Annotated in this window: 21 protein-coding genes, 3 pseudogenes and 1 other annotated feature; of the genes and pseudogenes, 10 read left to right on the top strand and 14 right to left on the bottom strand. The window is 48.5% G+C overall.

Features of this window, described 5'->3' with window-relative positions; genetic code table 11:
• Positions 1-79: 79 nt before the first annotated feature.
• On the top strand, positions 80-1,246 hold the full coding sequence (ugd, locus tag HMPREF1024_RS24195; protein WP_000704810.1) for a UDP-glucose 6-dehydrogenase: 1,167 nt from the start codon (positions 80-82) through the stop codon (positions 1,244-1,246).
• 422 nt (positions 1,247-1,668) lie between these two features.
• On the opposite strand, the pseudogene HMPREF1024_RS30360 reads toward ugd, so the two are convergent.
• Positions 1,669-1,790: pseudogene (locus tag HMPREF1024_RS30360) on the bottom strand (small membrane protein).
• Positions 1,791-2,189: 399 nt separating this feature from the next.
• Entirely contained in the window at positions 2,190-3,194 is a 1,005-nt protein-coding gene (locus tag HMPREF1024_RS24190) for an NAD-dependent epimerase (RefSeq protein ID WP_009307461.1), read from the bottom strand.
• A gap of 1,043 nt (positions 3,195-4,237) precedes the next feature.
• Between HMPREF1024_RS24190 and rfbA the strand changes: the two genes are divergently transcribed.
• From rfbA to HMPREF1024_RS24155, 7 genes are all read left to right on the top strand, one after another.
• Entirely contained in the window at positions 4,238-5,005 is a 768-nt protein-coding gene (gene rfbA, locus HMPREF1024_RS24185) for an O-antigen export ABC transporter permease RfbA (RefSeq protein ID WP_002912373.1), read from the top strand.
• Positions 5,005-5,745 (top strand): O-antigen export ABC transporter ATP-binding protein RfbB, encoded by a 741-nt coding sequence (gene rfbB / locus HMPREF1024_RS24180; RefSeq protein WP_002912371.1) that lies wholly within the window; start codon positions 5,005-5,007, stop codon positions 5,743-5,745. Before rfbA ends, rfbB begins: the two co-directional genes overlap by 1 nt.
• A 15-nt stretch (positions 5,746-5,760) precedes the next feature.
• On the top strand, positions 5,761-7,656 hold the full coding sequence (locus tag HMPREF1024_RS24175) for a DUF4422 domain-containing protein (RefSeq protein ID WP_009307462.1): 1,896 nt from the start codon (positions 5,761-5,763) through the stop codon (positions 7,654-7,656).
• 15 nt (positions 7,657-7,671) lie between these two features.
• The gene (gene rfbD / locus HMPREF1024_RS24170) at positions 7,672-8,826 is read left to right on the top strand and encodes a UDP-galactopyranose mutase (RefSeq protein WP_004207468.1); all 1,155 of its coding nucleotides are present in this window, start codon (positions 7,672-7,674) and stop codon (positions 8,824-8,826) included.
• Positions 8,823-9,716, top strand: coding sequence for a glycosyltransferase (locus tag HMPREF1024_RS24165; protein WP_004180501.1), 894 nt, complete (start codon positions 8,823-8,825; stop codon positions 9,714-9,716). The genes rfbD and HMPREF1024_RS24165 overlap by 4 nt, the downstream gene beginning before the upstream one ends.
• Positions 9,717-10,859, top strand: a complete 1,143-nt coding sequence (locus HMPREF1024_RS24160; protein ID WP_025987645.1) for a glycosyltransferase family 4 protein — start codon at positions 9,717-9,719, stop codon at positions 10,857-10,859.
• A gap of 95 nt (positions 10,860-10,954) precedes the next feature.
• Positions 10,955-12,163, top strand: a complete 1,209-nt coding sequence (locus HMPREF1024_RS24155; protein WP_009307464.1) for a glycosyltransferase family 2 protein — start codon at positions 10,955-10,957, stop codon at positions 12,161-12,163.
• A gap of 69 nt (positions 12,164-12,232) precedes the next feature.
• Here the strand turns inward: HMPREF1024_RS24155 and HMPREF1024_RS24150 are convergent, their stop codons facing one another.
• The 12 genes and pseudogenes from HMPREF1024_RS24150 to hisL all read right to left on the bottom strand — a co-directional run bounded on the left by HMPREF1024_RS24150 (position 12,233) and on the right by hisL (position 22,482).
• Positions 12,233-13,621: a hypothetical protein gene (locus HMPREF1024_RS24150; protein WP_009307465.1), complete on the bottom strand. Its 1,389-nt coding sequence runs from the start codon at positions 13,619-13,621 to the stop codon at positions 12,233-12,235.
• 72 nt (positions 13,622-13,693) lie between these two features.
• Entirely contained in the window at positions 13,694-14,674 is a 981-nt protein-coding gene (locus HMPREF1024_RS24145; RefSeq protein ID WP_009307467.1) for a glycosyltransferase family 2 protein, read from the bottom strand.
• Entirely contained in the window at positions 14,671-15,048 is a 378-nt protein-coding gene (locus HMPREF1024_RS24140; RefSeq protein ID WP_004198893.1) for a GtrA family protein, read from the bottom strand. The genes HMPREF1024_RS24145 and HMPREF1024_RS24140 overlap by 4 nt, the downstream gene beginning before the upstream one ends.
• 193 nt (positions 15,049-15,241) lie before the next feature.
• Positions 15,242-15,842 (bottom strand): annotated as a pseudogene (hisIE, locus tag HMPREF1024_RS24135) (bifunctional phosphoribosyl-AMP cyclohydrolase/phosphoribosyl-ATP diphosphatase HisIE).
• Positions 15,836-16,612 carry an imidazole glycerol phosphate synthase subunit HisF gene (gene hisF, locus HMPREF1024_RS24130; protein ID WP_004180497.1) on the bottom strand — a complete coding sequence of 259 codons (777 nt, stop codon included), beginning with the start codon at positions 16,610-16,612 and terminating at the stop codon, positions 15,836-15,838. Before hisF ends, hisIE begins: the two are co-directional and overlap by 7 nt.
• Complete coding sequence (hisA, locus tag HMPREF1024_RS24125) at positions 16,594-17,331, bottom strand: 1-(5-phosphoribosyl)-5-[(5-phosphoribosylamino)methylideneamino]imidazole-4-carboxamide isomerase (protein WP_009307473.1); 738 nt, start codon at positions 17,329-17,331, stop codon at positions 16,594-16,596. Before hisA ends, hisF begins: the two co-directional genes overlap by 19 nt.
• A complete protein-coding gene (gene hisH, locus HMPREF1024_RS24120) occupies positions 17,331-17,921 on the bottom strand; it encodes an imidazole glycerol phosphate synthase subunit HisH (protein ID WP_009307475.1) in 591 nt (196 codons plus the stop codon). Before hisH ends, hisA begins: the two co-directional genes overlap by 1 nt.
• Entirely contained in the window at positions 17,921-18,988 is a 1,068-nt protein-coding gene (gene hisB / locus HMPREF1024_RS24115) for a bifunctional histidinol-phosphatase/imidazoleglycerol-phosphate dehydratase HisB (RefSeq protein ID WP_004144133.1), read from the bottom strand. Before hisB ends, hisH begins: the two co-directional genes overlap by 1 nt.
• On the bottom strand, positions 18,985-20,046 hold the full coding sequence (gene hisC / locus HMPREF1024_RS24110; RefSeq protein ID WP_004149000.1) for a histidinol-phosphate transaminase: 1,062 nt from the start codon (positions 20,044-20,046) through the stop codon (positions 18,985-18,987). The genes hisB and hisC overlap by 4 nt, the downstream gene beginning before the upstream one ends.
• Entirely contained in the window at positions 20,043-21,347 is a 1,305-nt protein-coding gene (hisD, locus tag HMPREF1024_RS24105; protein ID WP_009307478.1) for a histidinol dehydrogenase, read from the bottom strand. The genes hisC and hisD overlap by 4 nt, the downstream gene beginning before the upstream one ends.
• 39 nt (positions 21,348-21,386) lie before the next feature.
• The gene (gene hisG / locus HMPREF1024_RS24100; protein WP_002912152.1) at positions 21,387-22,286 is read right to left on the bottom strand and encodes an ATP phosphoribosyltransferase; all 900 of its coding nucleotides are present in this window, start codon (positions 22,284-22,286) and stop codon (positions 21,387-21,389) included.
• Positions 22,287-22,333: 47 nt separating this feature from the next.
• Positions 22,334-22,456 (bottom strand) — a sequence feature (His leader region).
• Positions 22,432-22,482 (bottom strand): his operon leader peptide, encoded by a 51-nt coding sequence (gene hisL / locus HMPREF1024_RS30365; protein ID WP_004899375.1) that lies wholly within the window; start codon positions 22,480-22,482, stop codon positions 22,432-22,434. It overlaps the preceding feature by 25 nt.
• A 176-nt stretch (positions 22,483-22,658) precedes the next feature.
• Between hisL and HMPREF1024_RS24095 the strand changes: the two genes are divergently transcribed.
• Together HMPREF1024_RS24095 and HMPREF1024_RS0125410 are read left to right on the top strand one after the other, a co-directional pair.
• Entirely contained in the window at positions 22,659-23,483 is an 825-nt protein-coding gene (locus tag HMPREF1024_RS24095) for an SDR family oxidoreductase (protein ID WP_004152513.1), read from the top strand.
• 38 nt (positions 23,484-23,521) lie between these two features.
• Positions 23,522-24,414, top strand: a pseudogene (locus HMPREF1024_RS0125410) (LysR family transcriptional regulator).
• The last annotated feature ends 38 nt before the right edge of the window (positions 24,415-24,452 follow it).

Below are 24,452 nucleotides of genomic sequence, written 5' to 3' on the forward strand. Positions count from 1 at the left end.
AAGCGTAAAACCGCCCACAGCATTATTAAAATTCGTGGCTATCTGCCATTACCCAGTTAACTGATTAAAGTGTAATCGAATGAAAATTACTATTTCCGGTACAGGTTATGTTGGTTTATCGAACGGTATCCTGATTGCGCAAAACCACGAAGTGGTGGCCCTGGATATCGTACAGGCCAAAGTGGATATGCTTAACCAGAAGATCTCTCCGATTGTCGATAAAGAGATTCAGGAATATCTGGCAGAAAAACCGTTAAATTTCCGTGCCACCACGGACAAGCACGACGCCTATCGTAATGCCGACTACGTGATCATTGCGACGCCGACCGATTACGATCCCAAAACCAACTACTTCAACACCTCTACAGTGGAAGCGGTTATTCGCGATGTCACAGAGATCAACCCGAACGCGGTGATGATCATTAAATCGACCATCCCGGTGGGGTTCACCCGCGACATCAAAGAACGTTTAGGGATTGATAATGTTATTTTCTCTCCTGAGTTCCTGCGTGAAGGACGTGCGCTGTACGACAACCTGCACCCGTCGCGTATTGTCATCGGTGAGCGCTCTGCGCGTGCCGAACGTTTTGCTGATCTGCTGAAAGAAGGCGCGATCAAGCAGGATATCCCAACCCTGTTTACCGACTCCACCGAAGCGGAAGCGATCAAACTGTTCGCTAACACCTATCTGGCGCTGCGCGTTGCCTATTTCAACGAGCTCGACAGCTATGCTGAAAGCCAGGGGCTGAACAGCAAGCAGATTATCGAAGGGGTATGCCTGGATCCGCGTATCGGCAACCATTATAACAACCCGTCCTTTGGCTACGGCGGCTACTGCCTGCCGAAAGATACCAAGCAGCTGCTGGCGAACTACGAATCGGTCCCGAACAATATCATCGCGGCTATCGTCGATGCTAACCGTACCCGTAAAGACTTTATCGCGGATTCTATTCTCGCTCGTAAGCCGAAAGTGGTGGGTGTGTATCGCCTGATCATGAAGAGTGGTTCGGACAACTTCCGCGCCTCTTCTATTCAGGGCATCATGAAGCGCATCAAGGCGAAAGGTATTCCGGTCATTATCTATGAGCCGGTGATGCAGGAAGATGAGTTCTTCAACTCCCGCGTCGTGCGCGACCTGGATGCCTTCAAACAAGAGGCGGATGTGATCATTTCCAACCGTATGGCGGAAGAGCTAGCGGATGTGGCGGATAAGGTCTACACCCGCGATCTGTTTGGTAACGATTAATTCTGCCTGTCTGACACTGGCGGTTCCCTGCCGCCAGTGTTCTTCTTTATCTCCCCGCTATATCCCTCACTACGCGTATTTCTCACACATTCAGATTAACCTCAATAAATTGTGATGGACATTACGATCTTGTACGAAACCCGTTGCGGGCGCAGAACAGGTCCGATAAGTTAAACTTACCTTGTGAAGAGCTACCGTCACTGTGATGTAGATGCCGGAGATAAGCGCCGGGAGGTAAAACAAAGCCTGCAACGCAGGCTTTTGTTATTTCTGTGTGCAGGGAAAATGATGAGCATGGCCAGCCAAGAGTGCTTTTCTCATGCCTTTATGCCATGGCAAATCACAGAATGAATAGTCATTCTGTCATAAAGTTATTTTATCTCTTAATATTATCTTAATGTCATTGTAATATGAAGCCAGCCTTACCACTTGCGTTTATTAAACGTCAGTTTCGTTTTTTTCTGTCTTTTAAATAAGAAATTAAAAAATAAACGGAAATAGCAAGTAGTATGGCAGCCACCACTAAGAAAAATAGGTTTTCCATAATATCTACCACATAGCGTATGTTGATTAAATTATTAGGTTGATAAGCAATGCGCCAGTTTTGTTCTGTAGCATGGCTTGCTCTAACATATCCTGGATTTAGGAAAATTCCTACAGAGTGTAATGTTTTTTATTACTCAGTATTTCATGCTACTTTTTCGATTGGAAACGGCATGGATACAGCCGAAGTGCAGTACTGTGGCATGTGGAGATTTGCTTTTTTAACAAAGGCTGGATGAAACTGGTTTCAGTTAGGCCAACTAAAGGGTAAAAAAATACGCTATAGCATAAAATATTATATATAACGTAATGCAGCTGCAGTTGATTCACATAACGTAAGGGTATGCAGAGTAGCTGCAAGAAGTTGCCGCAACCTGACGATTGCGGCAGGGCAGTGGGATTAGATCTGATAGTAATCCTTGTACCATTCCACGAAGTTCTTCACGCCTTCCTTCACTGACGTCTGCGGCTTGAAACCCACCAGGTCATATAGCGGTTGGGTGTCTGCGCTGGTGTCCAGCACATCGCCCGGCTGGATCGGCATCATATTCTTCTTCGCTTCCATCCCCAGCGCCTCTTCCAGAGCGGTGATGTAGTCCATCAGTTCCACTGGCGAGCTGTTGCCAATGTTATAGACCCGATACGGCGCGGAACTGGTGGCCGGCGAACCGCTCTCAACGGTCCAGTCGGCATTGGCCTGCGGGATCACATCCTGCACCCGAACCACCGCCTCGACGATGTCGTCGATATAGGTGAAGTCGCGCTTCATTTTGCCGTAGTTGTAAACGTCGATACTTTTTCCTTCCAGCATCGCTTTCGTGAACTTGAACAGCGCCATATCCGGGCGACCCCACGGACCATACACTGTAAAGAAGCGCAGCCCGGTGGTCGGGATGCCGTACAGGTGGGAATAGGTGTGCGCCATCAGCTCATTAGCTTTCTTGGTGGCAGCATACAGGGAGACCGGATGATCGACGGAATCTTCGGTGGAGAACGGCATTTTACGGTTGAGGCCGTAAACCGAGCTGGAGGAGGCGTACACCAGGTGTTTCACCTTGGTATGACGGCAGCCTTCCAGAATGTTCAGGTACCCCATCAGGTTAGCGTCTGCGTAGGCATACGGGTTTTCCAGCGAGTAGCGCACGCCGGCCTGGGCGGCCAGGTGGATCACGCGATCAAATTGCTCTGTGGCGAACAGCTTTGCCATACCTTCACGGTCGGCCAGATCCAGCTGCTGGAAATGGAATGCCGGAGAAGCCAGGCGATCCAGACGGGCCTGCTTCAGGCTGACGTCATAATAGTCGTTCATGTTGTCGATTCCGACAACATCATGCCCTTCATTCAACAGGCGCTGCGCGATATGGAAGCCGATAAAACCTGCGGCACCAGTGACCAAAAACTTCATATTTTCCTCCGGGGTGTGGATATCCCGTTCTACATAAGTGCCGATTTTACACTGGCTTGCGGTTGGGATCACTTGCTTTGCCATGACAAGATATGCAAGTAACTGTAAACAGCGGCGTCTGAGAGTAAATGTCATGTAATTAATTATCATTCGCGAAAGGTATTAAGCCATTCAGAAGATGAAAATCACTATAAAAGCGAGTATAAACAATGGGTTGGGTGTTTGCTTCGGTTTTATCGAGTATTACGAGGTTTAGACGCGGTCTGGCCTCGTAGAGTAAAGATGGTTACTTTAGTTTGCCCGGTGTGTTTGTTTGCCGAGAGCTCATTTAGCGATAATGCCATGATATCGTCTAAAGTGTGTCCATTTTTACATTGAAAAAGCCATGCACCGGATTTTTACTTTAATTCCTTACTTGCAGAGTTATAATACGCTGCCGTTCTATTTAGCAGACTTAGGTATTGCTTGATAAATCATCACCAAAAGTTGTTATTAATATGCAAGAAATTATTTCAGAATTTCATGCTGTCCTTAGATGGTTCTTTTGCATGTAAGGGCGTGATGAGCAGGCGAGGGGAGTGCTACGCCAGGCATGCTGCTTGCGGAAATGAGAAAGTCCTGATAGCTAACGGAGAAGGGAAACGCCAGAGTAAAGCCTTTTTGTAGCTAAGGTAACGAGATGCTTGGCTGTACTAAACAGTAATGCCATCTGCAGTGCGGTTTGAACGGATGTGAGTGCTAAAAACTCGGTGGATCACGCATTTTGGTTGCGATAGCCAATGGCGGTAGCGTGGAAGAAAACATAAGGTGATTTTTTAATTTATTGAATTAAAAGGGTTTTTATCGTTTATGGCTGGGGTGTCGCTTGCGCTTCCGTTCAAATCATTGGTTGCAGTCGATGAATGGCAGCTGACCTGATAAACTTTGCCCGCAGCACAAAGCAGTCAGTTTCTCGATTGTTGAGCCTGACAGGATCGGCGAGGTAGACCTGGTATGACTAACTCATTCAGTGGATATTTGCAGAATAATTTATGAGTATAAAGATGAAGTACAATTTAGGGTATTTATTTGATTTACTTGTTGTGATAACAAATAAAGATCTAAAAGTGCGCTATAAGAGCAGCATGCTAGGCTATTTATGGTCAGTAGCAAATCCATTGCTTTTTGCCATGATTTATTATTTTATATTTAAGCTGGTAATGAGAGTACAAATTCCAAATTATACAGTTTTCCTCATTACCGGCTTGTTTCCGTGGCAATGGTTTGCCAGTTCGGCCACTAACTCATTATTTTCATTCATCGCTAACGCTCAAATTATCAAGAAGACAGTTTTTCCCCGGTCCGTGATTCCGCTAAGTAATGTGATGATGGAAGGGTTGCATTTTCTTTGCACCATCCCGGTTATTGTTGTCTTTCTTTTTGTTTATGGCATGACGCCGTCCTTGTCCTGGGTTTGGGGTATACCTCTCATTGCTATTGGCCAGGTGATTTTCACCTTTGGTGTTTCAATCATCTTTTCAACGCTGAACCTGTTTTTCCGTGACCTGGAGCGCTTTGTCAGTCTGGGGATTATGCTGATGTTTTATTGTACGCCGATTTTATATGCGTCTGATATGATTCCGGAAAAATTTAGCTGGATAATTACCTACAATCCGCTAGCGAGTATGATTCTTAGTTGGCGTGATTTATTCATGAATGGGACTCTTAATTATGAGTATATTTCTATACTCTATTTTACGGGAATCATTTTGACGGTTGTCGGTTTGTCTATTTTCAATAAATTAAAATATCGATTTGCAGAGATCTTGTAATGCACCCAGTTATTAACTTCAGTCATGTTACAAAAGAGTATCCTCTGTACCATCATATTGGCTCAGGAATCAAAGATTTAATTTTCCATCCGAAACGCGCTTTTCAGTTGCTGAAGGGGCGGAAATATTTAGCTATCGAAGACGTATCCTTTACAGTTGGCAAAGGTGAGGCTGTTGCCTTGATTGGACGTAATGGGGCAGGAAAGAGTACCTCTCTTGGTCTGGTTGCCGGCGTGATTAAGCCAACTAAGGGAACCGTCACCACTGAAGGACGGGTGGCATCGATGCTTGAACTCGGCGGAGGCTTTCATCCGGAACTTACCGGGCGTGAGAATATTTACCTGAATGCTACTCTGCTGGGCCTTAGGCGTAAAGAGGTCCAGCAACGTATGGAACGTATTATTGAATTTTCGGAACTTGGAGAATTCATCGACGAGCCCATCAGAGTATATTCAAGCGGAATGCTCGCTAAGTTAGGTTTTTCGGTCATCAGTCAGGTTGAACCGGATATTTTAATTATTGATGAAGTTCTGGCAGTAGGTGATATCGCTTTTCAGGCTAAATGTATTCAGACCATCAGAGATTTTAAGAAAAGAGGCGTGACGATACTCTTTGTTAGCCACAATATGAGTGACGTTGAAAAAATCTGCGATAGAGTCATCTGGATCGAAAATCATAGACTCAGAGAAGTGGGATCTGCAGATCGAATTATTGAACTGTACAAGCAAGCAATGGCTTAATCATTGGGTAATATAATGAACAATAGCGTTAAAATCTATACCAGCCACCATAAGCCTAGTGCTTTTCTTAATGCTGCAATTATCAAACCTCTGCATGTCGGCAAAGCAAATTCTTATAATGAAATTGGTTGCCCTGGAGATGACACTGGCGATAATATTTCCTTTAAGAATCCGTTTTATTGCGAACTAACTGCGCATTATTGGGTTTGGAAAAACGAAGAGCTGGCAGACTATGTCGGTTTCATGCACTATCGCCGTCATCTTAATTTTTCCGAAAAACAAACATTTTCTGAGGATACCTGGGGGGTCGTGAACCATCCATACATTGATGAAGAATATGAGAAGATCTTTGGATTAAACGAAGAAACAATTCAACGGTGTGTCGAAGGTATTGACATCTTGCTGCCAAAAAAATGGTCTGTCACTGCGGCGGGAAGTAAAAATAATTACGATCACTATGAACGAGGTGAATACTTACACATTCGTGATTATCAGGCAGCCATTGCCATCGTTGAAAAACTATATCCAGAGTATAGCACGGCAATAAAAACGTTTAATGATGCCAGTGATGGCTATTACACAAATATGTTTGTCATGCGCAAAGATATTTTTGTTGACTATTCTGAGTGGCTCTTTTCCATTCTGGATAATCTCGAAGATGCCATCTCGATGAACAATTATAATGCCCAGGAAAAACGCGTTATTGGGCATATAGCTGAACGGCTGTTTAATATTTACATAATTAAGCTGCAACAAGATGGTGAGCTTAAGGTAAAAGAATTACAGCGTACCTTTGTCAGCAATGAAACATTCAATGGTGCACTGAATCCAGTTTTTGATTCTGCGGTTCCAGTGGTTATCAGTTTCGATGATAATTACGCAATCAGCGGTGGCGCATTAATTAATTCCATTATCCGACATGCGGACAAAAATAAAAATTATGATATCGTCGTACTCGAAAACAAAGTTAGCTATTTGAATAAAACGCGGTTGGTAAATCTAACCTCTGCTCATCCGAATATTTCTCTTCGTTTTTTTGACGTTAATGCCTTCACTGAAATTAACGGTGTGCATACCCGAGCGCATTTTAGCGCATCAACGTATGCCCGTCTTTTTATTCCTCAGCTGTTCAGACGATACGATAAAGTCGTATTTATTGATTCGGATACCGTTGTAAAGGCTGACCTGGGTGAACTGCTTGATATCCCTCTGGGCAATAATTTAGTTGCAGCGGTTAAGGATATCGTCATGGAAGGTTTTGTAAAATTTTCTGCAATGTCGGCATCAGATGATGGCGTTATGCCGGCAGGCGAATATTTACAGAAAACCTTAAACATGAATAACCCTGATGAATATTTTCAGGCAGGGATTATTGTTTTTAATGTCAAACAAATGGTCGAAGAAAATACTTTTGCTGAATTGATGCGGGTATTAAAGGCAAAGAAATACTGGTTCCTCGACCAGGATATCATGAATAAAGTATTCTACTCTCGAGTCACATTTCTGCCATTAGAGTGGAACGTTTATCATGGTAATGGCAACACGGATGATTTCTTCCCTAATCTTAAGTTTGCAACGTATATGAAATTTTTAGCAGCTCGCAAGAAGCCTAAAATGATTCATTATGCGGGTGAGAACAAACCATGGAATACCGAAAAAGTCGATTTTTATGACGACTTTATTGAGAACATCGTTAACACTCCATGGGAGATGGAAATCTATAAACGTCAGATGTCGTTAGCGGCTTCGATTGGTTTAACCCATAGCGAGCAGCAACAACAAATCTTGTTCCAGACCAAAATCAAGAACGTACTGATGCCTTATGTTAATAAATATGCACCAATAGGCACGTCAAGAAGAAACATGATGACTAAATATTATTACAAAGTACGCCGTGCTATTCTTGGATAATAAAAGAGACAACAGATGAAAAGTAAAAAAATATTGATCGTAGGTGCTGGCTTCTCTGGTGCAGTTATCGGTCGCCAACTTGCTGAGAAGGGACATCAAGTCCACATTATCGATCAGCGTGATCATATTGGGGGAAATTCCTATGATGCACGCGACTCTGAAACGAATGTGATGGTACATGTTTATGGACCCCATATTTTCCATACTGACAATGAAACAGTGTGGAACTATGTCAATAAGCATGCAGAGATGATGCCCTATGTGAACCGGGTTAAAGCGACAGTTAATGGGCAGGTATTTTCCCTACCTATTAATTTGCATACTATCAATCAGTTTTTCTCAAAAACTTGTTCGCCTGATGAGGCCAGAGCGCTCATTGCTGAGAAAGGGGACAGCACTATTGCTGATCCACAAACTTTTGAAGAGCAAGCGTTACGCTTTATTGGTAAAGAGTTATATGAGGCCTTTTTTAAAGGATATACGATTAAACAGTGGGGGATGCAACCCTCGGAACTGCCCGCATCTATTCTTAAACGTCTTCCTGTTCGTTTTAACTATGATGATAATTATTTTAACCACAAATTTCAGGGCATGCCGAAATGTGGTTATACGCAGATGATTAAGTCCATTCTCAATCATGAGAATATCAAGGTTGACTTACAGCGGGAATTTATCGTTGAAGAGCGAACTCATTACGATCACGTATTCTATAGCGGTCCATTAGATGCGTTTTATGGCTACCAATATGGCCGTCTGGGCTATCGAACATTAGATTTTAAAAAGTTTATCTATCAGGGTGATTACCAGGGATGCGCAGTGATGAACTATTGTTCTGTGGATGTGCCCTATACTCGCATCACTGAACATAAATATTTTTCTCCCTGGGAACAACACGACGGGTCTGTTTGTTATAAAGAGTATAGCCGTGCTTGTGAAGAAAATGATATACCTTACTATCCTATTCGCCAGATGGGAGAGATGGCCCTTCTTGAAAAATATTTGTCACTGGCCGAGAATGAAACCAACATCACTTTTGTCGGTCGTCTTGGAACCTACCGTTACCTTGATATGGATGTGACCATCGCCGAAGCATTGAAAACGGCAGAAGTCTATTTAAATTCACTCACTGAAAATCAGCCAATGCCTGTGTTTACGGTTTCTGTACGATGAAATATACGGCATTGATAGTGACATTCAATCGGCTCGGTAAACTGAAAAAAACCGTTGAAGAGACCCTCAAACTTGAATTCACTAATATTGTTATTGTCAATAACGGGTCCACGGATGGGACCCAAGCCTGGCTTTCGTCAATTGTTGATACGCGAGTCATTGTATTAACCCTCACCGAGAATACCGGTGGGGCGGGGGGCTTTAAAACCGGTAGTCAGTATATCTGTGAACAGCTGGCAAGTGATTGGGTATTTTTCTACGATGATGATGCTTACCCCTATCCAGACACGTTGAAGTCCTTTTCACAGCTGGATAAGCGGGGATGTCGGGTATTTAGTGGACTGGTGAAAGATCCGCAAGGAAAACCGTGTCCGATGAATATGCCGTTCTCGCGTGTGCCAACTTCCCTTGGCGACACTGTACGCTATTTACGCTACCCTGGAGAGTTTATCCCGGCAGCTAATCGTTCTATGTTCGTACAAACGGTTTCATTTGTTGGGATGGTCATACATCGTGATCTGCTTGCGACCAGTCTTGACTACATTCGCGAACAGCTCTTTATCTACTTTGATGATCTTTACTTTGGCTATCAGCTATCATTAGCTGGTGAGCAAATTATGTATAGCCCGGAGTTGCTTTTTTATCATGATGTGAGTATTCAGGGCAAACTTATTGCACCTGAATGGAAGGTTTACTATCTATGCCGTAATTTGATCCTGTCCAAGAAAATATTCCAGAAAAATGGCGTGTATAGCAATTCAGCGATAGCGATACGCATCCTAAAATATATATTAATCCTGCCATGGCAACGTCAAAAATATTCCTATATGAAATTTATTCTTCGTGGAATTTCACATGGCATAAAAGGTATTAGTGGTAAGTATCATTAAGTGGGCATAGCAATGAGAAAATTGTGTTATTTCATAAATTCGGATTGGTACTTCGATTTACACTGGATCGATCGTGCCATCGCCTCCCGTGATGCAGGTTATGAGATTCACATCATCAGCCATTTTATTGATGACAACATAATAAATAAATTCAAAACATTCGGCTTTATTTGCCATAATGTTACTCTTGATGCTCAATCTTTTAATGCATTAGTTTTCTTTCGTACTTACCATGATGTGCAAAAAATTATTAAAAATATAAAACCGGATCTCTTGCATTGCATCACTATCAAGCCATGTTTGATTGGTGGTGTGCTCGCGAAGAAATTTAATCTGCCGGTCATCGTAAGTTTTGTTGGGCTTGGAAGAGTATTTTCTTCAGACAGCATGCCTTTAAAATTGTTGCGGCAGTTTACTATTGCTGCATATAAATATATTGCCAGTAATAAGCGCTGTATATTTATGTTTGAACATGACCGTGACAGAAAAAAACTGGCTAAGTTGGTTGGACTCGAAGAACAACAGACTATTGTTATTGATGGTGCAGGCATTAATCCAGAGATATACAAATATTCTCTTGAACAGAATCACGATGTCCCTGTTGTATTGTTTGCCAGTCGTATGTTGTGGAGTAAAGGACTGGGCGACTTAATCGAAGCGAAGAAAATATTACGCAGTAAGAATATTCACTTTACTTTGAATGTTGCTGGAATTCTGGTCGAAAATGATAAAGATGCAATTTCCCTTCAGGTCATTGAAAATTGGCATCAGCAAGGATTAATTAACTGGTTAGGTCGTTCGAATAACGTTTGCGATCTTATTGAGCAATCAAATATCGTTGCTTTGCCGTCAGTTTATTCTGAAGGTGTTCCGCGAATTCTTCTGGAAGCATCTTCTGTGGGTCGCGCTTGTATTGCTTATGATGTTGGTGGTTGTGATAGCCTTATTATTGATAACGATAATGGAATTATTGTTAAAAGCAATTCACCTGAAGAGCTGGCTGATAAACTTGCCTTTTTGCTTAGCAATCCTAAAGCACGCGTTGAAATGGGTATTAAGGGGAGGAAACGTATACAAGATAAATTTTCTAGTGTTATGATTATCGATAAAACATTGCAAATATATCATGATGTAGTTCGATGATGTGTAGGTTTCACATTTATTATTGCGAAAAACCTTCATATTGATAATAGTAATGTTTATATAATTTAATTCAATTTACTACTAATGGTATTTTTATGGCTCATGAAAAAAGTGATATAATTGTTTCGGTCGTTATTCCTGTTTACAACGCCGAAGAGTATATTGCAGATACTCTAAAAAACATTGTTTCACAGTCATTGTATGAAATTGAAATTATAATAATCAATGATCATTCGAGTGATAATACATTAGATATCCTTAAGGAGATTGCATCCAGCGATGAAAGAATACGAATTATTGATAACGCTGTAAATATTGGAGCTGGCATATCACGTAATATAGGTCTTTCAGAAGCAAAGGGAGAATATATAATATTTCTTGATGATGATGATTATGTCGATACGAACATGTTGAAGCACATGTCTGAATGTGCGGAGCTATCAGGGGCAGATATCGTTGTATGCAGAAGCCGCTCATTTAATCTACAATCTCTCCAGTATGCTCCAATGCCAGATTCAATTCGAAAAGATTTATTACCTGAAAAAGCAGTTTTCTCGCCTGGAGATATTGAGCGAGACTTTTTCAGGGCATTTATATGGTGGCCATGGGACAAACTATTCCGACGTGAATTTATTATTCAGCACTCGTTGAGCTACCAAGATTTAAGAACATCAAATGATCTGTTTTTTGTGTGTGCATCTATGCTTAGTGCCGAAAAGGTAACTATTCTTGATGAAATATTGATTGCTCATACGATTAATCGAAAAACATCATTGTCTTCAACTCGCTCCGTTTCCTATCATTGCGCACTTGATGCTCTTGTTGCTCTAAGGGATTTTCTTTTTAAAAATGGCATGATGCAAAAGCGACAAAGGGATTTTTATAATTACATTGTCGTATTCCTTGAGTGGCACTTAAATACGCTATCGGGTGAAGCCTTTAATAAACTGTTTCAAGATGTCAAATTATTCATCAGCAGTTTTGATATCAATAATGAAGACTTTTATGATGAGTTTATTCTTTCTGCTTATCGACGAATCGCTGATATGTCTGCTGAAGAGTATCTTTTTTCATTAAAAGATCGGGTTCTTAATGAATTAGAGGATGCCCAACGAAATATTTTGACCTTACAAAACGAAGTTGAGGAGATAAAACAGCAACTTCAACAAAAGGACGAAATGATTGCTTCTATGAATAGGGAGAATTTAGCTATTAAAGCAGATAATAAAATTCTCGAAAATTACAATGAAGAACTAAAGACTATTCAAACAAAGTTTCTTAAACTACTCTCAAGCAAAGACTAGTATTTAAATGCGTGTTTTATGATTACTGTAATAGCGCCCCCATAAAAAATGAGGGCGGCACAGAAATTACTAATAATTTATCGTTGACCTTCGCATTGCATCTGACGTTTTGATAACCATACAATCATCAATACATCGATTGGTCTCAGAAATTATAACGTTGTTAGATAGTTTGAAATTAAATCCTTTCATAATTCTGATCTCTTCAGCCATACCTTTGAGCGCCCAGGGCGCTGCTAATGAAATATTCCCAAACTCATCATATCTCTGTGTTTTTGTAAAGGCATTGTAAGCAGGATCTGTGAGATCGAACATTAATTTTCCTGTGTAATTCTTAGGTATTTTATTAGTTATTTCCGCAGCAAGTGCCTGAATTTCAGAGCGTTGAGGAATAATAAATCCATTTATAATATTATACTGAGCTATTATCATAATTGTTAAAGTGATAAGGGGCCAGACAAATGCTTGCTTAAAAATTCTACTGACAAGGCTATTTATGCCAATAAGAAATAGAGTTGATATAATAAGTTCTAAGGCCACTAATGAGCGGAATGCTGCCCAATTCTCTTTTGTCGCTAAATTTGGAGCGTAGGAACCTATCCCGATCGCTATGACTATGAACGTTTTCCATCTGCCTGATTTTCCCACTAAAATAGTGTATAAGCCGATTAAAATTGCAAGCGAGGAGAACCAAGAATATATTTTTACTGGTTGTATGTTATAGTTATTTACAGCGTTTATTAGTGATTCATTTATGAACCATTTCATCTTTCCACCGATATCTGCGGTTAACTCGGATCTCGATAATGATTCCCCATATAGCCAGACAGGAAGTACTTTTGACATTATAAAACTGCCTGCAACACCGATAACTAAAATGATAAAACATGTCGCAACTTTTTTCACAGTTAAACTACTTTCTTTTTTTATACAACTATCAAGCATAAAAAAGAATAAGAATGTAATTGCCGTCGGTTGATATATTGCAAATGCCACCCATAAAACAACAATGGATGCTAATTTTTCTGGCAATGACGATCGCTGCTTCGAATGTGGGAAACATTTATTATAACTAATACCTGCCAGCAATACTGAAATAGTGAACGGGAAACATGTTGCCCATGAAGCATAAACTTGAAACGCAGGGAGTAAGCAAATTAACAGCGGAAATATTACTTTGAATACGGGGTTATCAAATATTTTTCTGCTGTCTATGAAGTTGTAAACAAAACCACTTAAGACAACCAGACTTAATATATTAAAAAGCCGCAAATACGAAAATGAAGAAATATCATTAATTAACATTTGTCCATAGTAACGGAACACAGCATAAACGGGACGACCAGATTGAACATCCCACTGAAACGAAGAACCGTTTCTTGTTATAGCATCAAAGAATGTTGACCAGTCGTCTGAAAATGCATATGAAAAGAAAATTACCGGTGAAAATGTTAACATAATCAGAAAGAAATAAAAAATGTAAACGTTTTTTTATTTCCCTCTGCTAAAGAATTGATCAGATTTTGCATATTATTTTCCATTGCTATGATTACCTACGCTTTCATCAATGAAATATTTAGGTCTATTTTTCGTCTCTATATAAATTTTCCCGACATATTCTCCTATAATACCTAAAGAAAGCATTTGCACACCGCCAAGAAAGAATATAGCGATCATGACTGATGTCCATCCCTCAACTGTAGTACCTGTTGTTTTTTGAATTAAAGCATAAATAGCAGCGATGGTAGATATGATGCAAGTTATAAAACCTGTCATAGCTATAATTCGTAACGGTGTAACTGATAATGAGGTAATTCCCTCGAGAGCCAGCGCAAGCATTTTTTTTATTGGATATTTTGATTCACCTGCAATTCTTTCTTCACGGCTATATTGCACCTCAATCGAGGGGTATCCCACAAGAGGCACTAATCCACGTAAATATATATTTTGCTCTTTATATTGTTTAAGAGCCTCCAACGCACGATTACTTAATAATCGATAATCTGCATGATTTGGAGTTTGATTTACACCCATGTGGGACATTATTGCGTAAAATGCATTAGCTGTTGTACGTTTAAAAAAAGTGTCACTGTCTCGATTACATCTTACGCCGTATACTATGTCATATCCCTGGCTGTAAGCGTCAATCATTTTTTCGATGCAATTTACATCATCTTGTAGATCCGCATCGATGCTAATGGTTACGTCTGTATCGACCGAGCGTAACCCTGCCATTAAGGCAATTTGATGTCCTTTATTTCTTGATAATTTTATTCCTCGCACATAGTGATAAGCGGTCGAGGCATCTTTAATTTGTGCCCAAGTATTGTCACGACTACCATCATCGACAAACAAAAGATAACTATTGTTGTTAATTTTATTTCTGGCTATCAATGAATTTAGTACATTCGAAAGCTTTTCGAGACAGAAAGGAAAAGCCTCTTGTTCATTATAGCAAGGTACCACAATAGCTAAAGAAGGAGTGCTTTTTATATCAGTTGAGGTTGTCATTTCATCGCCCAGAACTTGTTTAAAATAAAACCTGTGATAGTGTATGTGAACATCCCAAGGATTTGTGCTGAATATATTTTTTCTGGCATAAAAACGAAAAATATTTTTATGACAATGATATTTGCCACATAACAAATGAAGCAAACACATAAAAATTTTATTAGTCTATTGATGCTAATTGGTTGCGTAAATGTAAATATTGTGTTTGCTATGAAGCTGAAAACAATACCTACAACATAACCCATCGCATTGGACAGATAAATGCCAAGACCCAAATGCATTAGCAGGAAAATTACAACTGCCGTAATTAGTGTATTGACTATCCCAACTAACCCATATTTCATTAGTTGCCATAATGGGCCTGAACTTGGCATTATATACTCCGCTAGCGTTCCAATTGGATGTTAAAGGCGGCAGCATTCTAACAAACTACATCTGTCATGTGAATCCAATTCACATCTCAAATATTAGGTTGTAAAGGATATTGGGGGAGTATTTCGAGGGCTGCGTGAAGGGTTCATTTAGAAAGAGTAATTAATGGCGGTTTTATAACCGCCATGTCTTATATTACCTATGCCGTGCTCTTAAATTATCAATCACTTCCCCGAGATCCAGCCCCTGGTCCTGCAGCAGCACCAGCAGGTGATACATCAGGTCCGACGCCTCATTCTTCAGCTCGAAGCGGTCGTTCACGGTGGCGGCCAGCGCGGTCTCCACGCCTTCTTCCCCCACTTTCTGCGCAATACGCTTGGTGCCGCTGGCATACAGCTTCGCCGTGTAGGAGCTCTCCGGGTCGGCGTGTTTACGCTCGGCCAGCAGCTGCTCCAGCTGATAGAGGAACAGCCACTGGTGGCCGGTTTCGCCGAAGCAGCTGGTGGTGCCTTTGTGGCAGGTCGGCCCGATCGGGTTTACCAGCACCAGCAGTGTATCGTTGTCACAGTCCGGCGTGATGCTCACCACGTTGAGGACATGGCCCGAGGTTTCACCCTTGGTCCACAGCCGCTGCTTGGTGCGCGAGTAAAAGGTGACCTTGCCGGTGGCTTCGGTTTTCTCCAGCGCCTCCTTGTTCATGTAGCCGTGCATCAGCACTTCGCCGGATACGGCGTGCTGCACGATGGCCGGCATCATGCCGTTCCGTTTTTTCCCAGTCCAGCTGTTCAGTCAACATACCCTTATCTCCACGCCCTGTGCCGCCAGGTACGCTTTCAGTTCGCCAATATTAATAATCTGTTTGTGGAATACCGAAGCCGCCAGCGCGCCGTCAACGTCGGCGTCGCGGAAGGCTTCGAGGAAGTGTTCCATAGTGCCCGCGCCGCCGGAGGCGATCAGCGGGACGTGGCAGACCGCGCGAACCTTCGCCAGCTGCTGCAGGTCGTAACCGTTGCGCACCCCGTCCTGGTTCATCATATTGAGAACGATCTCGCCTGCGCCGCGCTTCTGCACTTCCTCCACCCAGTCGAGGGTTTCCCACTGCGTCACCCGGGTGCGGCTCTCGTCGCCGGTATACTGGTTGACGTGATACTTGCCGGTCTCTGCATCAAACCAGGTATCAATCCCCACCACGATACACTGCACGCCAAAGCGGTCGGCAAGGCGGGTGATCAGCGTCGGGTCGGCGAGAGCAGGGGAGTTAATCGAGATCTTATCGGCGCCGAAGGAGAGGATCTGCGCCGCGTCTTCCAGCGACTTGATCCCGCCCGCCACGCAGAAAGGAATATCGATTACTTCCGCCACGCGCGACACCCAGCTCTTGTCGACCACCCGACCGTCGCTGGAGGCGGTGATATCATAGAACACCAGTTCGTCGGCCCCTTCGTCGGCATAGCGCTTGGCCAGCGGGACGATGTCGCCAATGATCTCGTGATTACGGAACTGCACGCCTTTCACTACCTGGCCGTCGCGGACGTCGAGGCAGGGGATTATCCGTTTTGCCAGCATTGAATGGCCTCCGTTACGTTGAATTTACCTTCCAGCAGCGCGCGACCGACAATCACGCCGCGCACCCCGGTGCCGCGCAGGGCGGCAATATCATTAAGATCGCCGATGCCGCCGGATGACTGAAACGCCACCTGCGGGTAGCGGGCGCAGACTTCCTCGTACAGCGAGACGTTAGAGCCTGCCAGCGTGCCGTCGCGGGAGATATCGGTGCACAGCACGTGCTGCAGGCCGACCGGCAGATAACTTTCCACCAGCTCCTCCAGCGTCACGCCGGAGTTTTCCTGCCAGCCGCTGACCGCCACCTGCTTATTGCCGTCGGCGTCGATACGCACGTCGAGGGCGAGCACCAGCCGTTCTGGGCCAAAGCGTTTGAACCAGCCTTTCACTTCGTCCGGGGATTTCACCGCGGTGGAGCCGACCACCACGCGGGCGACGCCGGCCTCAAGCAGGGCCGCGACATCCGCTTCGGTCCGCACGCCGCCGCCGACCTGCACCGGGACGTCAACCCCGGCGACCAGCGATTTCAGCAGCGGGATCTGGCGCTTCGCCGGATCCTTCGCCCCGGTCAGGTCGACCAGGTGCAGGACTTCCGCTCCCTGAGCGGCATAGGACTGCAGGCGCGGCAGCGGATCGCTGCCATAGTCGCGCTGCTGGCCGTAATCGCCCTGATGGAGACGAACGACGGTGCCGTCGATTAAATCTAAAGCAGGAATAATCATCACATCTCCAGGAAGTTTTTCAGCAGCTGCGCCCCGGCGCTCCCGGAGCGCTCCGGGTGGAACTGCACGCCAAAGAAGTTATCTTTCTGCACCGCGGCGGTGAACGCCTCGCCGTAATTGCACTGGGCGATGGTGTACGGGTTGACCGGCATGGCGTAGCTGTGCACGAAGTAGAAATACGCGCCTTCTTCAATGCCGCGGAACAGCCGATCGCCAGCTTTGGCATACACCCGGTTCCAGCCCATGTGCGGCAGCGGCAGACCGTGGTCGGTCATCTTCGGCACATCTTCTTCGATAATGCCCAGCAGATCGACGCCGTTGTTCTCCTCGCTGCGCTTGCCGAGCAGCTGCATGCCCAGGCAAATCCCCAGCACCGGCTGGGTACAGGCTTTGATCAGGTCGATCAGCTCGCGGTCGCGCAGCTGATCCATCGCCGCCTGGGCGGTGCCGACGCCGGGAAGAAACAGTTTATCGGCACGCAATACCACTTCCGGATCGCGGCTGACCACCGGCTCATAGCCGTGGCGGCCAATCGCCGATTTCACCGAATTGAGGTTGGCGCAGCCGGTATCAAGGATCACCACATTCATTACAGCACCCCTTTGGAAGACGGCAGGGCATCGCCCTGGACGCGGATCGCCTGGCGCAGCGTACGGCCAAAGGCTTTGAACAGGCTCTCCACGCGGTGGTGATCGTTCTTGCCCTTGGTTTTCAGGTGCAGGGTCACCGCCATGGTGTAGGAGAGCGAGCGGAAGAAGTGTTCCACCATCTCGGTGCTCAGATCGCCGACGCGCTGATAGGTGAAGTCCGCCTTATACTCCAGGTGCGGACGGCCGGAGATATCCAGCGCGCAGCGGGCAAGACACTCGTCCATCGGCAGCACGAAGCCGAAGCGATTGATGCCGCGCTTGTCGCCAAGGGCCAGCTTCAGGGCTTCGCCGAGGGCCAGGCCGGTATCTTCCACCGTGTGGTGATCGTCGATGTACAGATCGCCGCCGACGTTAACCTCCATGCGGAAGCCGCCGTGGGTGGCGATTTGGTCGAGCATATGGTCAAAAAAGCCGACGCCGGTGTGGATCTTGCTGCCGCCTTCGCGGTCCAGCCACACTTTCACATCCACCTGGGTCTCTTTGGTGATGCGCTCGACGTGGGCATAGCGGTCGCGGCGGGTCAGCTGCTCGCAGATGGTCGGCCAGTCGAGCGTCTCGCGGTCATAGCGCAGACCGGTAATTCCCATGTTATCCGCCAGCTCAAGGTCGGTGGCCCGGTCGCCAATCACATAGCTGTGGGCTTTATCCAGCACGCCCTCTTCCAGCCACGGCAGCACCAGCTGCGTTTTTGGCTTGCGGCAGGCGCAGTTGTCGCCCGGGAAGTGCGGACAAATCAGCACCTCTTCAAAGTTAACGCCCTGCGAGGCGAAGATCTGCATCATCAGGTTGTGCGGGCCATCAAACGCTTCCTGCGGCAGACTGTCGGTTCCCAGGCCATCCTGATTGGTGATCATCACCAGCTTATAGCCTTCCTGCTGCAGCTTCAGCAGCGCCGGGATCACCTGCGGTTCAAACGCCAGCTTGTCGAACCGGTCCACCTGGAAATCCTCCGGCGGTTCGGAAATCAGTGTGCCGTCACGGTCAATAAAGAGATACTTCTGGGTCATACATTCTCCGCAGTCAAGGCGTCAATCACGCGCTGGCTCTCGGCACGGGTACCGATAGTGATACGCAAACAGCCGCTTAATGAAGGTTGTTTATTCTGGTCACGTAAGATAATGCCCTGATCCCACAAAGATTTAAACACTGCGCTGGAGGCAGTTATCCGCGCCAGCACATAGTTGGTCTCGGAATCGAAGACCTGCTCCACGCAGGCGATGCCGCGCAGCTGTTCCACCAGGTAGCGGCGCTCGTCAAGGATCTGCGCCACGCGCTGGCGCATCGCGGCGATCCCCTCCGGGCTCAGGGCCTGGGCGGCGATATCGGCCACCGGCGTGGAGAGCGGATACGGGGCGATCACTTTCAGCAGCACGTTAATCACCTCGGCGTTGGCGAGGGTGAAGCCGCAGCGCAGGCCGGCGAGGGCGAAGGCTTTGGACAGCGTGCGCAGCACAACCAGGTGCGGATAGTCGCTGAGCCAGCCGGCGAGCGTCGCCTGCGGGCAGAATTCAATATAGGCTTCGTCGGCCACCACGATGGCTTTGCCGCGGGTCATCTCCAGCAGGTCGCGCATCGACTGCGGGTCGATAATCTGCCCGGTCGGGTTGTTCGGGCTGCAGACGAAGACCACCTTCACGCCGTCCAGCCGCGCTTCGATGCCCGGCAGGTCGAGCTGCCAGTCGGCCAGCGTCGGCACGGTGCGGCACTCGACGCCGATGGTTTCGGCGCTGACGCTGTACATGCCGTAGGTCGGCGGGCAGTAGAGCACCGCGTCTTCGCCGGGCTCACAGAAGGCGCGGATCAGCAGCTCGATGCCTTCGTCGGCGCCGCGGCTGACCAGCACCTGCTCCGGTTTGACCTCGGCGTAGCGGGCGTAGCTCTCAATCACGGCCTTCGGCTGCGGCTCCGGATAGCGGTTCAGCGTCTGTTCGGTAAGCTGGAAGGCTACGGCGGTAGGGAATTCGTTGGCGTTGAGCCAGACGTCGCCTTTGCCGCCCAGCCGGCGAGCGGATTGATACGGGGTCAGCGCGCGGACGTTGGCGCGGGCTAAATCTTCAATGCTCATGCTTGCTCCTTCAGGGCGGCAACGCGCAGCGTTACGGCGTTTTTGTGGGCGTCAAGGCGCTCGGCAGCGGCCAGGATCTCAATCGTTGAGGCAAGGGCGGCAAAGCCGTCGCGCGACAGCTCCTGCACGGTCATCCGCTTCTGGAAGTCGGCCAGACCGAGGCTTGAGCAGGTGGCGGTGTAACCATAGGTCGGCAGGACGTGGTTGGTGCCCGAGGCGTAGTCGCCCGCGGATTCCGGTGACCAGTCGCCAAGAAAAACGGAACCGGCGCTGGTGATGCTGTCCACCAGCTCGCGGGCCTGACGGGTCTGAATGATCAGGTGCTCCGGGCCGTACAGGTTGGAGATAGCCACGCACTGCGCCAGATCGCGGGCCACGATGATCCGGCTGGCGGAGAGCGCCACGCGGGCGGTTTCCGCGCGCGGCAGGGCGGCCAGCTGGCGCTCCACGGCTTCGGCGACGCGGCTGCCCATGTCGGCGTCCGGGGTCAGGAGGATCACCTGCGAGTCCGGGCCGTGTTCCGCCTGCGACAGCAGGTCGGAAGCGACAAAGTCCGGGTTGGCGCCGCTGTCGGCGATGACCAGCACTTCCGACGGGCCGGCCGGCATGTCGATGGCTGCGCCGTCCAGACGCTGGCTGACCTGGCGTTTGGCTTCCGTGACGTAAGCGTTGCCCGGGCCAAAGATTTTATCCACCTTCGGCACCGACTCGGTACCGAGGGCGAGGGCGGCGATGGCCTGGGCGCCGCCGACGTTAAAGATGGTTTTTACGCCGCACAGCTGCGCGGCATAGAGGATCTCATCGGCAATCGGCGGCGGCGAGCAGAGCACCACCTGCTGACAGCCGGCGATGCGCGCCGGCGTCGCCAGCATCAGCACCGTGGAGAACAGCGGCGCTGAGCCGCCGGGAATGTACAGTCCGACGGAGGCGATAGGACGGGTGACCTGCTGGCAGCGCACCCCCGGCAGCGTTTCGACATCCACCGCCTGCAGCTGTTGCGCGTTGTGGAAGGTCTCGATGTTTTTCACTGCCACCGCCATCGCCTGCTTCAGCTCATCGCTGAGGCGCTCGCCGGCGGCGGCGATCTCCGCCTCGCTCACCTGCAGCGCGGCGACGGTGGTTTTATCAAACTTCGCGCTGTATTCGCGCAGCGCCGCGTCGCCGTTGGCTTTGACGTTATTCAGGATCTCCGTCACCGTTTTACTGATGCTGTCGGAGGCGGAAATCGCCGGGCGCGTTAAGAGTTGCTGTTGTTGGTCTGCGCTACAGCCGTTCCAGTCGATGATTGTGTTGAAGCTCATGATTGTATTCCCCTGTGTGTCCCGTGACCGGCTGGCCGATTACTCCATCATTTTCTCAATCGGCAGCACCAGAATGGAGCTGGCGCCCAGCGCCTTCAGTTTTTCCATGGTCTCCCAGAACAGGGTTTCGCTGCTGACCATGTGCATCGCCACGCGCTGCTTGTCGCCTGCCAGCGGCAGAATAGTCGGCCGCTCGGCGCCCGGCAGCAGGGCAACCACTTCTTCCAGGCGTTCGGTCGGGGCGTGCATCATGATGTATTTCGACTCGCGGGCCTGAATCACGCCCTGAATACGGGTCAGCAGGCGGTCAATCAGCTGCTGTTTGGCGTCGGCCATTTCGCCGTCGCGCTGGATCAGACAGGCTTTGGAGCGGTAGATCACTTCCACTTCGCGCAGGCCGTTAGCTTCCAGGGTGGCGCCGGTGGAGACGAGGTCGCAGATAGCGTCGGCGAGGCCGGCGCGCGGCGCCACTTCCACGGAGCCGTTCAGCAGACAGGATTTAAAGGAGATACCTTTTTGATCGAGGTAGCGCTTCAGCAGGTGCGGGTAAGAGGTGGCGATACGTTTGCCGTCCAGCGCCGCCGGGCCGTTCCAGGCTTCATCCACCGGAGTCGCCAGCGACAGGCGGCAGCCGCCGAAGTCGAGACGGCGTAGGGTGAAGTAGCGCGGGTCTTCGCCCTGGGCGCGGCGGCTGAGCAGCTCTTCTTCCAGCACGTTTTCGCCGATAATGCCGAGGTCGACAACACCGTCCATCACCAGGCCCGGGATATCGTCATCACGCACGCGCAGAATATCGATTGGCATATTTTCCGCCAGCGCAATCAGACGCTGGGTGTGCAAATTGACTTTAATGCCGCAGCGGCTGAGTAATTCGCGTGAATCTTCGCTTAAACGGCCTGATTTCTGAATAGCTATGCGTAAACGGGTGTTGTCTAACATTGTTCTTTTCCTCTGAATACCTGTCTGAATCTGTCCGAATTTGGTCCAAAAAAAAGCCCCCGGAAGTGAATCTTCCGGGGGCTCTCTGCGCGTTCATGCACCACTGGAAGATCCAAACGTCTTCCAGCACACATCGCCTGAAAGACTAGTCAGGATGATGGTGATGATGGTGGTGTTTAAATTGAACGCGGTTCATAAAAATTCTCTGTGAATGACTATGCATTTGATGTCCTTTAACCTAAACCACTTCCGCCGCAGAAAGCAAGGGCTTTTTTCTATCATTAATTCATTTCATATTGAGCGAAGAAATTGTCAGTTGCCGCTGGCTGGCGTAGCCTGTAATCAGCACAGCGAAAGAGTCAGGAGCCTGGGATGAAAAAGGTCGCGATAGTCGGTTTGGGATGGCTGGGGATGCCGCTGGCGCTGTCGTTGACGGCGCGAGGCTGGCAGGTCACCGGCAGTAAAACTACGCAGGATGGCGTGGAGGCGGCGCGGATGTGCGGGATCGACAGCTATCCGCTGCGCCTGGAGCCGCAGCTGGTCTGTGATACCGAGGACCTCGACGCGCTGATGAACGTCGATGCGCTGGTGATCACCCTGCCGGCCCGGCGTACCGGGGCAGGGGAAGGGTTTTATCTACAGGCGGTGCAGGAGATCGTCGATACCGCGCTGGCTTACCATATTCCGCGGATCGTCTTCACCAGCTCCACCTCGGTGTATGGCAACGTCAACGGTACGGTGAAGGAGAATTCCCCGCGTCTGCCGCAAACCGCCAGCGGACAGGTGCTCAAGGAGCTGGAGGACTGGCTGCACAACCTGCCGGGGACATCGGTGGATATTTTGCGCCTGGCCGGGCTGGTGGGGCCTTCCCGCCATCCGGGGCGTTTTTTTGCCGGCAAGTCGGCGCCGGATGGCCAGCACGTGGTCAATCTGGTGCATTTGCAGGATGTGGTGGCCGCTATCGAACTGCTGCTGCAGGCCCCGAAGGGCGGGCACATCTATAATCTATGTGCGCCCCGCCATCCGGCGCGCGGCCTCTTTTATCCGCAGATGGCCCGCGAGCTCGGTCTGCCGCCGCCGGTGTTCAGCGACAGCCCGGACGGCGGCCAGGGCAAGATTGTGGATGGCAATCGTATCTGCAATGAGCTGGGGTTTGAGTACCAGTACCCCGATCCGCTGGTGATGCCGATGGAGTGATCCGCCAGCGGTGATTCGCATACCGTAAGGGGGTAGCGATGAAACCACTGCTGGATGTCCTCGTGATCCTGGATGCTCTGGAAAAAGAGGGGAGCTTTGCCGCCGCGTCGGCAAAGCTCTTTAAAACGCCCTCGGCGCTGAGCTACACCATTCACCGCCTGGAAAGCGATCTCAATATTCAGCTGCTCGACCGCAGCGGCCATCGCGCGCGCTTTACCCCCAGCGGACAGATGCTGCTGGAGAAAGGGCGGGAGGTGCTGCATATCGCCCGCGAACTGGAGATCCGGGCGGTTAAGCTGCAGCAGGGGTGGGAAAATAGCCTTCGTCTGGCTGTGGACAGCACCTTTCCCGTGGCGCTGCTCTCGCCGCCAATCGCTGCATTTTTATCAACAACAGCCGCTGACCCGGCTGCACTTCACGCTGACCCCCTCACTACTGGACTGGCGGCCGCTGACTGACGGGCAGGCCGATCTGCTGCGTGGGGGCGCTCGGCGAGCCGCCGCCGCTGAGCGGTTATGACTATCTCCCCCTCGGCGAGCTGGAGCTGCTGCTGGTCGTTGCCCCACAGCATCCGCTGGCGCGACACCGCGCACCGTTGAGCTGGCGAACCCTGCGCCGTTACCGGGCGGTGGCCACCGGCGAGGGCGGGGCGCTACTCAGCGATCAGGAGACCCTGACGGTGTGTGACGCCGCGGGGCAGCTGGCGCTGCTGCGCCTGGGGCTGGGCTGGGGGTGCCTGCCGCGCTATCAGGTGCAGGGTCTGCTGGACAGCGGCGAGCTGGTCTGCATGACCGTGCGCGGGCTATCTCCTCGTCAACGCGCATGGATTGCCTGGAATGACGCCACCTGCGGTTTGGCTGGCAAATGGTGGCGGGAAACGCTATTAGCAAATAGTGCTATTTTTACAATTTATCATACGGAAACCGTATAGATATTAGCACGTTAAAAATTATGCTTACGCAATGAACT

It is taken from the genome of Klebsiella sp. 4_1_44FAA, from assembly GCF_000238715.1.
GTDB classification, from domain to species: Bacteria; Pseudomonadota; Gammaproteobacteria; order Enterobacterales; family Enterobacteriaceae; genus Klebsiella; species Klebsiella pneumoniae.

Bases quoted from the DNA above. Each gene is read 5' to 3' on its own strand.
- ugd (WP_000704810.1), top strand. From the start codon at position 80: ATGAAAATTACTATTTCCGGTACAGGTTATGTTGGTTTATCGAACGGT.
- HMPREF1024_RS24190 (WP_009307461.1), bottom strand. From the start codon at position 3,194: ATGAAGTTTTTGGTCACTGGTGCCGCAGGTTTTATCGGCTTCCATATC.
- rfbA (WP_002912373.1), top strand. From the start codon at position 4,238: ATGAAGTACAATTTAGGGTATTTATTTGATTTACTTGTTGTGATAACA.
- rfbB (WP_002912371.1), top strand. From the start codon at position 5,005: ATGCACCCAGTTATTAACTTCAGTCATGTTACAAAAGAGTATCCTCTG.
- HMPREF1024_RS24175 (WP_009307462.1), top strand. From the start codon at position 5,761: ATGAACAATAGCGTTAAAATCTATACCAGCCACCATAAGCCTAGTGCT.
- rfbD (WP_004207468.1), top strand. From the start codon at position 7,672: ATGAAAAGTAAAAAAATATTGATCGTAGGTGCTGGCTTCTCTGGTGCA.
- HMPREF1024_RS24165 (WP_004180501.1), top strand. From the start codon at position 8,823: ATGAAATATACGGCATTGATAGTGACATTCAATCGGCTCGGTAAACTG.
- HMPREF1024_RS24155 (WP_009307464.1), top strand. From the start codon at position 10,955: ATGGCTCATGAAAAAAGTGATATAATTGTTTCGGTCGTTATTCCTGTT.
- HMPREF1024_RS24150 (WP_009307465.1), bottom strand. From the start codon at position 13,621: ATGTTAACATTTTCACCGGTAATTTTCTTTTCATATGCATTTTCAGAC.
- HMPREF1024_RS24145 (WP_009307467.1), bottom strand. From the start codon at position 14,674: ATGACAACCTCAACTGATATAAAAAGCACTCCTTCTTTAGCTATTGTG.
- HMPREF1024_RS24140 (WP_004198893.1), bottom strand. From the start codon at position 15,048: ATGCCAAGTTCAGGCCCATTATGGCAACTAATGAAATATGGGTTAGTT.
- hisF (WP_004180497.1), bottom strand. From the start codon at position 16,612: ATGCTGGCAAAACGGATAATCCCCTGCCTCGACGTCCGCGACGGCCAG.
- hisA (WP_009307473.1), bottom strand. From the start codon at position 17,331: ATGATTATTCCTGCTTTAGATTTAATCGACGGCACCGTCGTTCGTCTC.
- hisH (WP_009307475.1), bottom strand. From the start codon at position 17,921: ATGAATGTGGTGATCCTTGATACCGGCTGCGCCAACCTCAATTCGGTG.
- hisB (WP_004144133.1), bottom strand. From the start codon at position 18,988: ATGACCCAGAAGTATCTCTTTATTGACCGTGACGGCACACTGATTTCC.
- hisC (WP_004149000.1), bottom strand. From the start codon at position 20,046: ATGAGCATTGAAGATTTAGCCCGCGCCAACGTCCGCGCGCTGACCCCG.
- hisD (WP_009307478.1), bottom strand. From the start codon at position 21,347: ATGAGCTTCAACACAATCATCGACTGGAACGGCTGTAGCGCAGACCAA.
- hisG (WP_002912152.1), bottom strand. From the start codon at position 22,286: ATGTTAGACAACACCCGTTTACGCATAGCTATTCAGAAATCAGGCCGT.
- HMPREF1024_RS24095 (WP_004152513.1), top strand. From the start codon at position 22,659: ATGAAAAAGGTCGCGATAGTCGGTTTGGGATGGCTGGGGATGCCGCTG.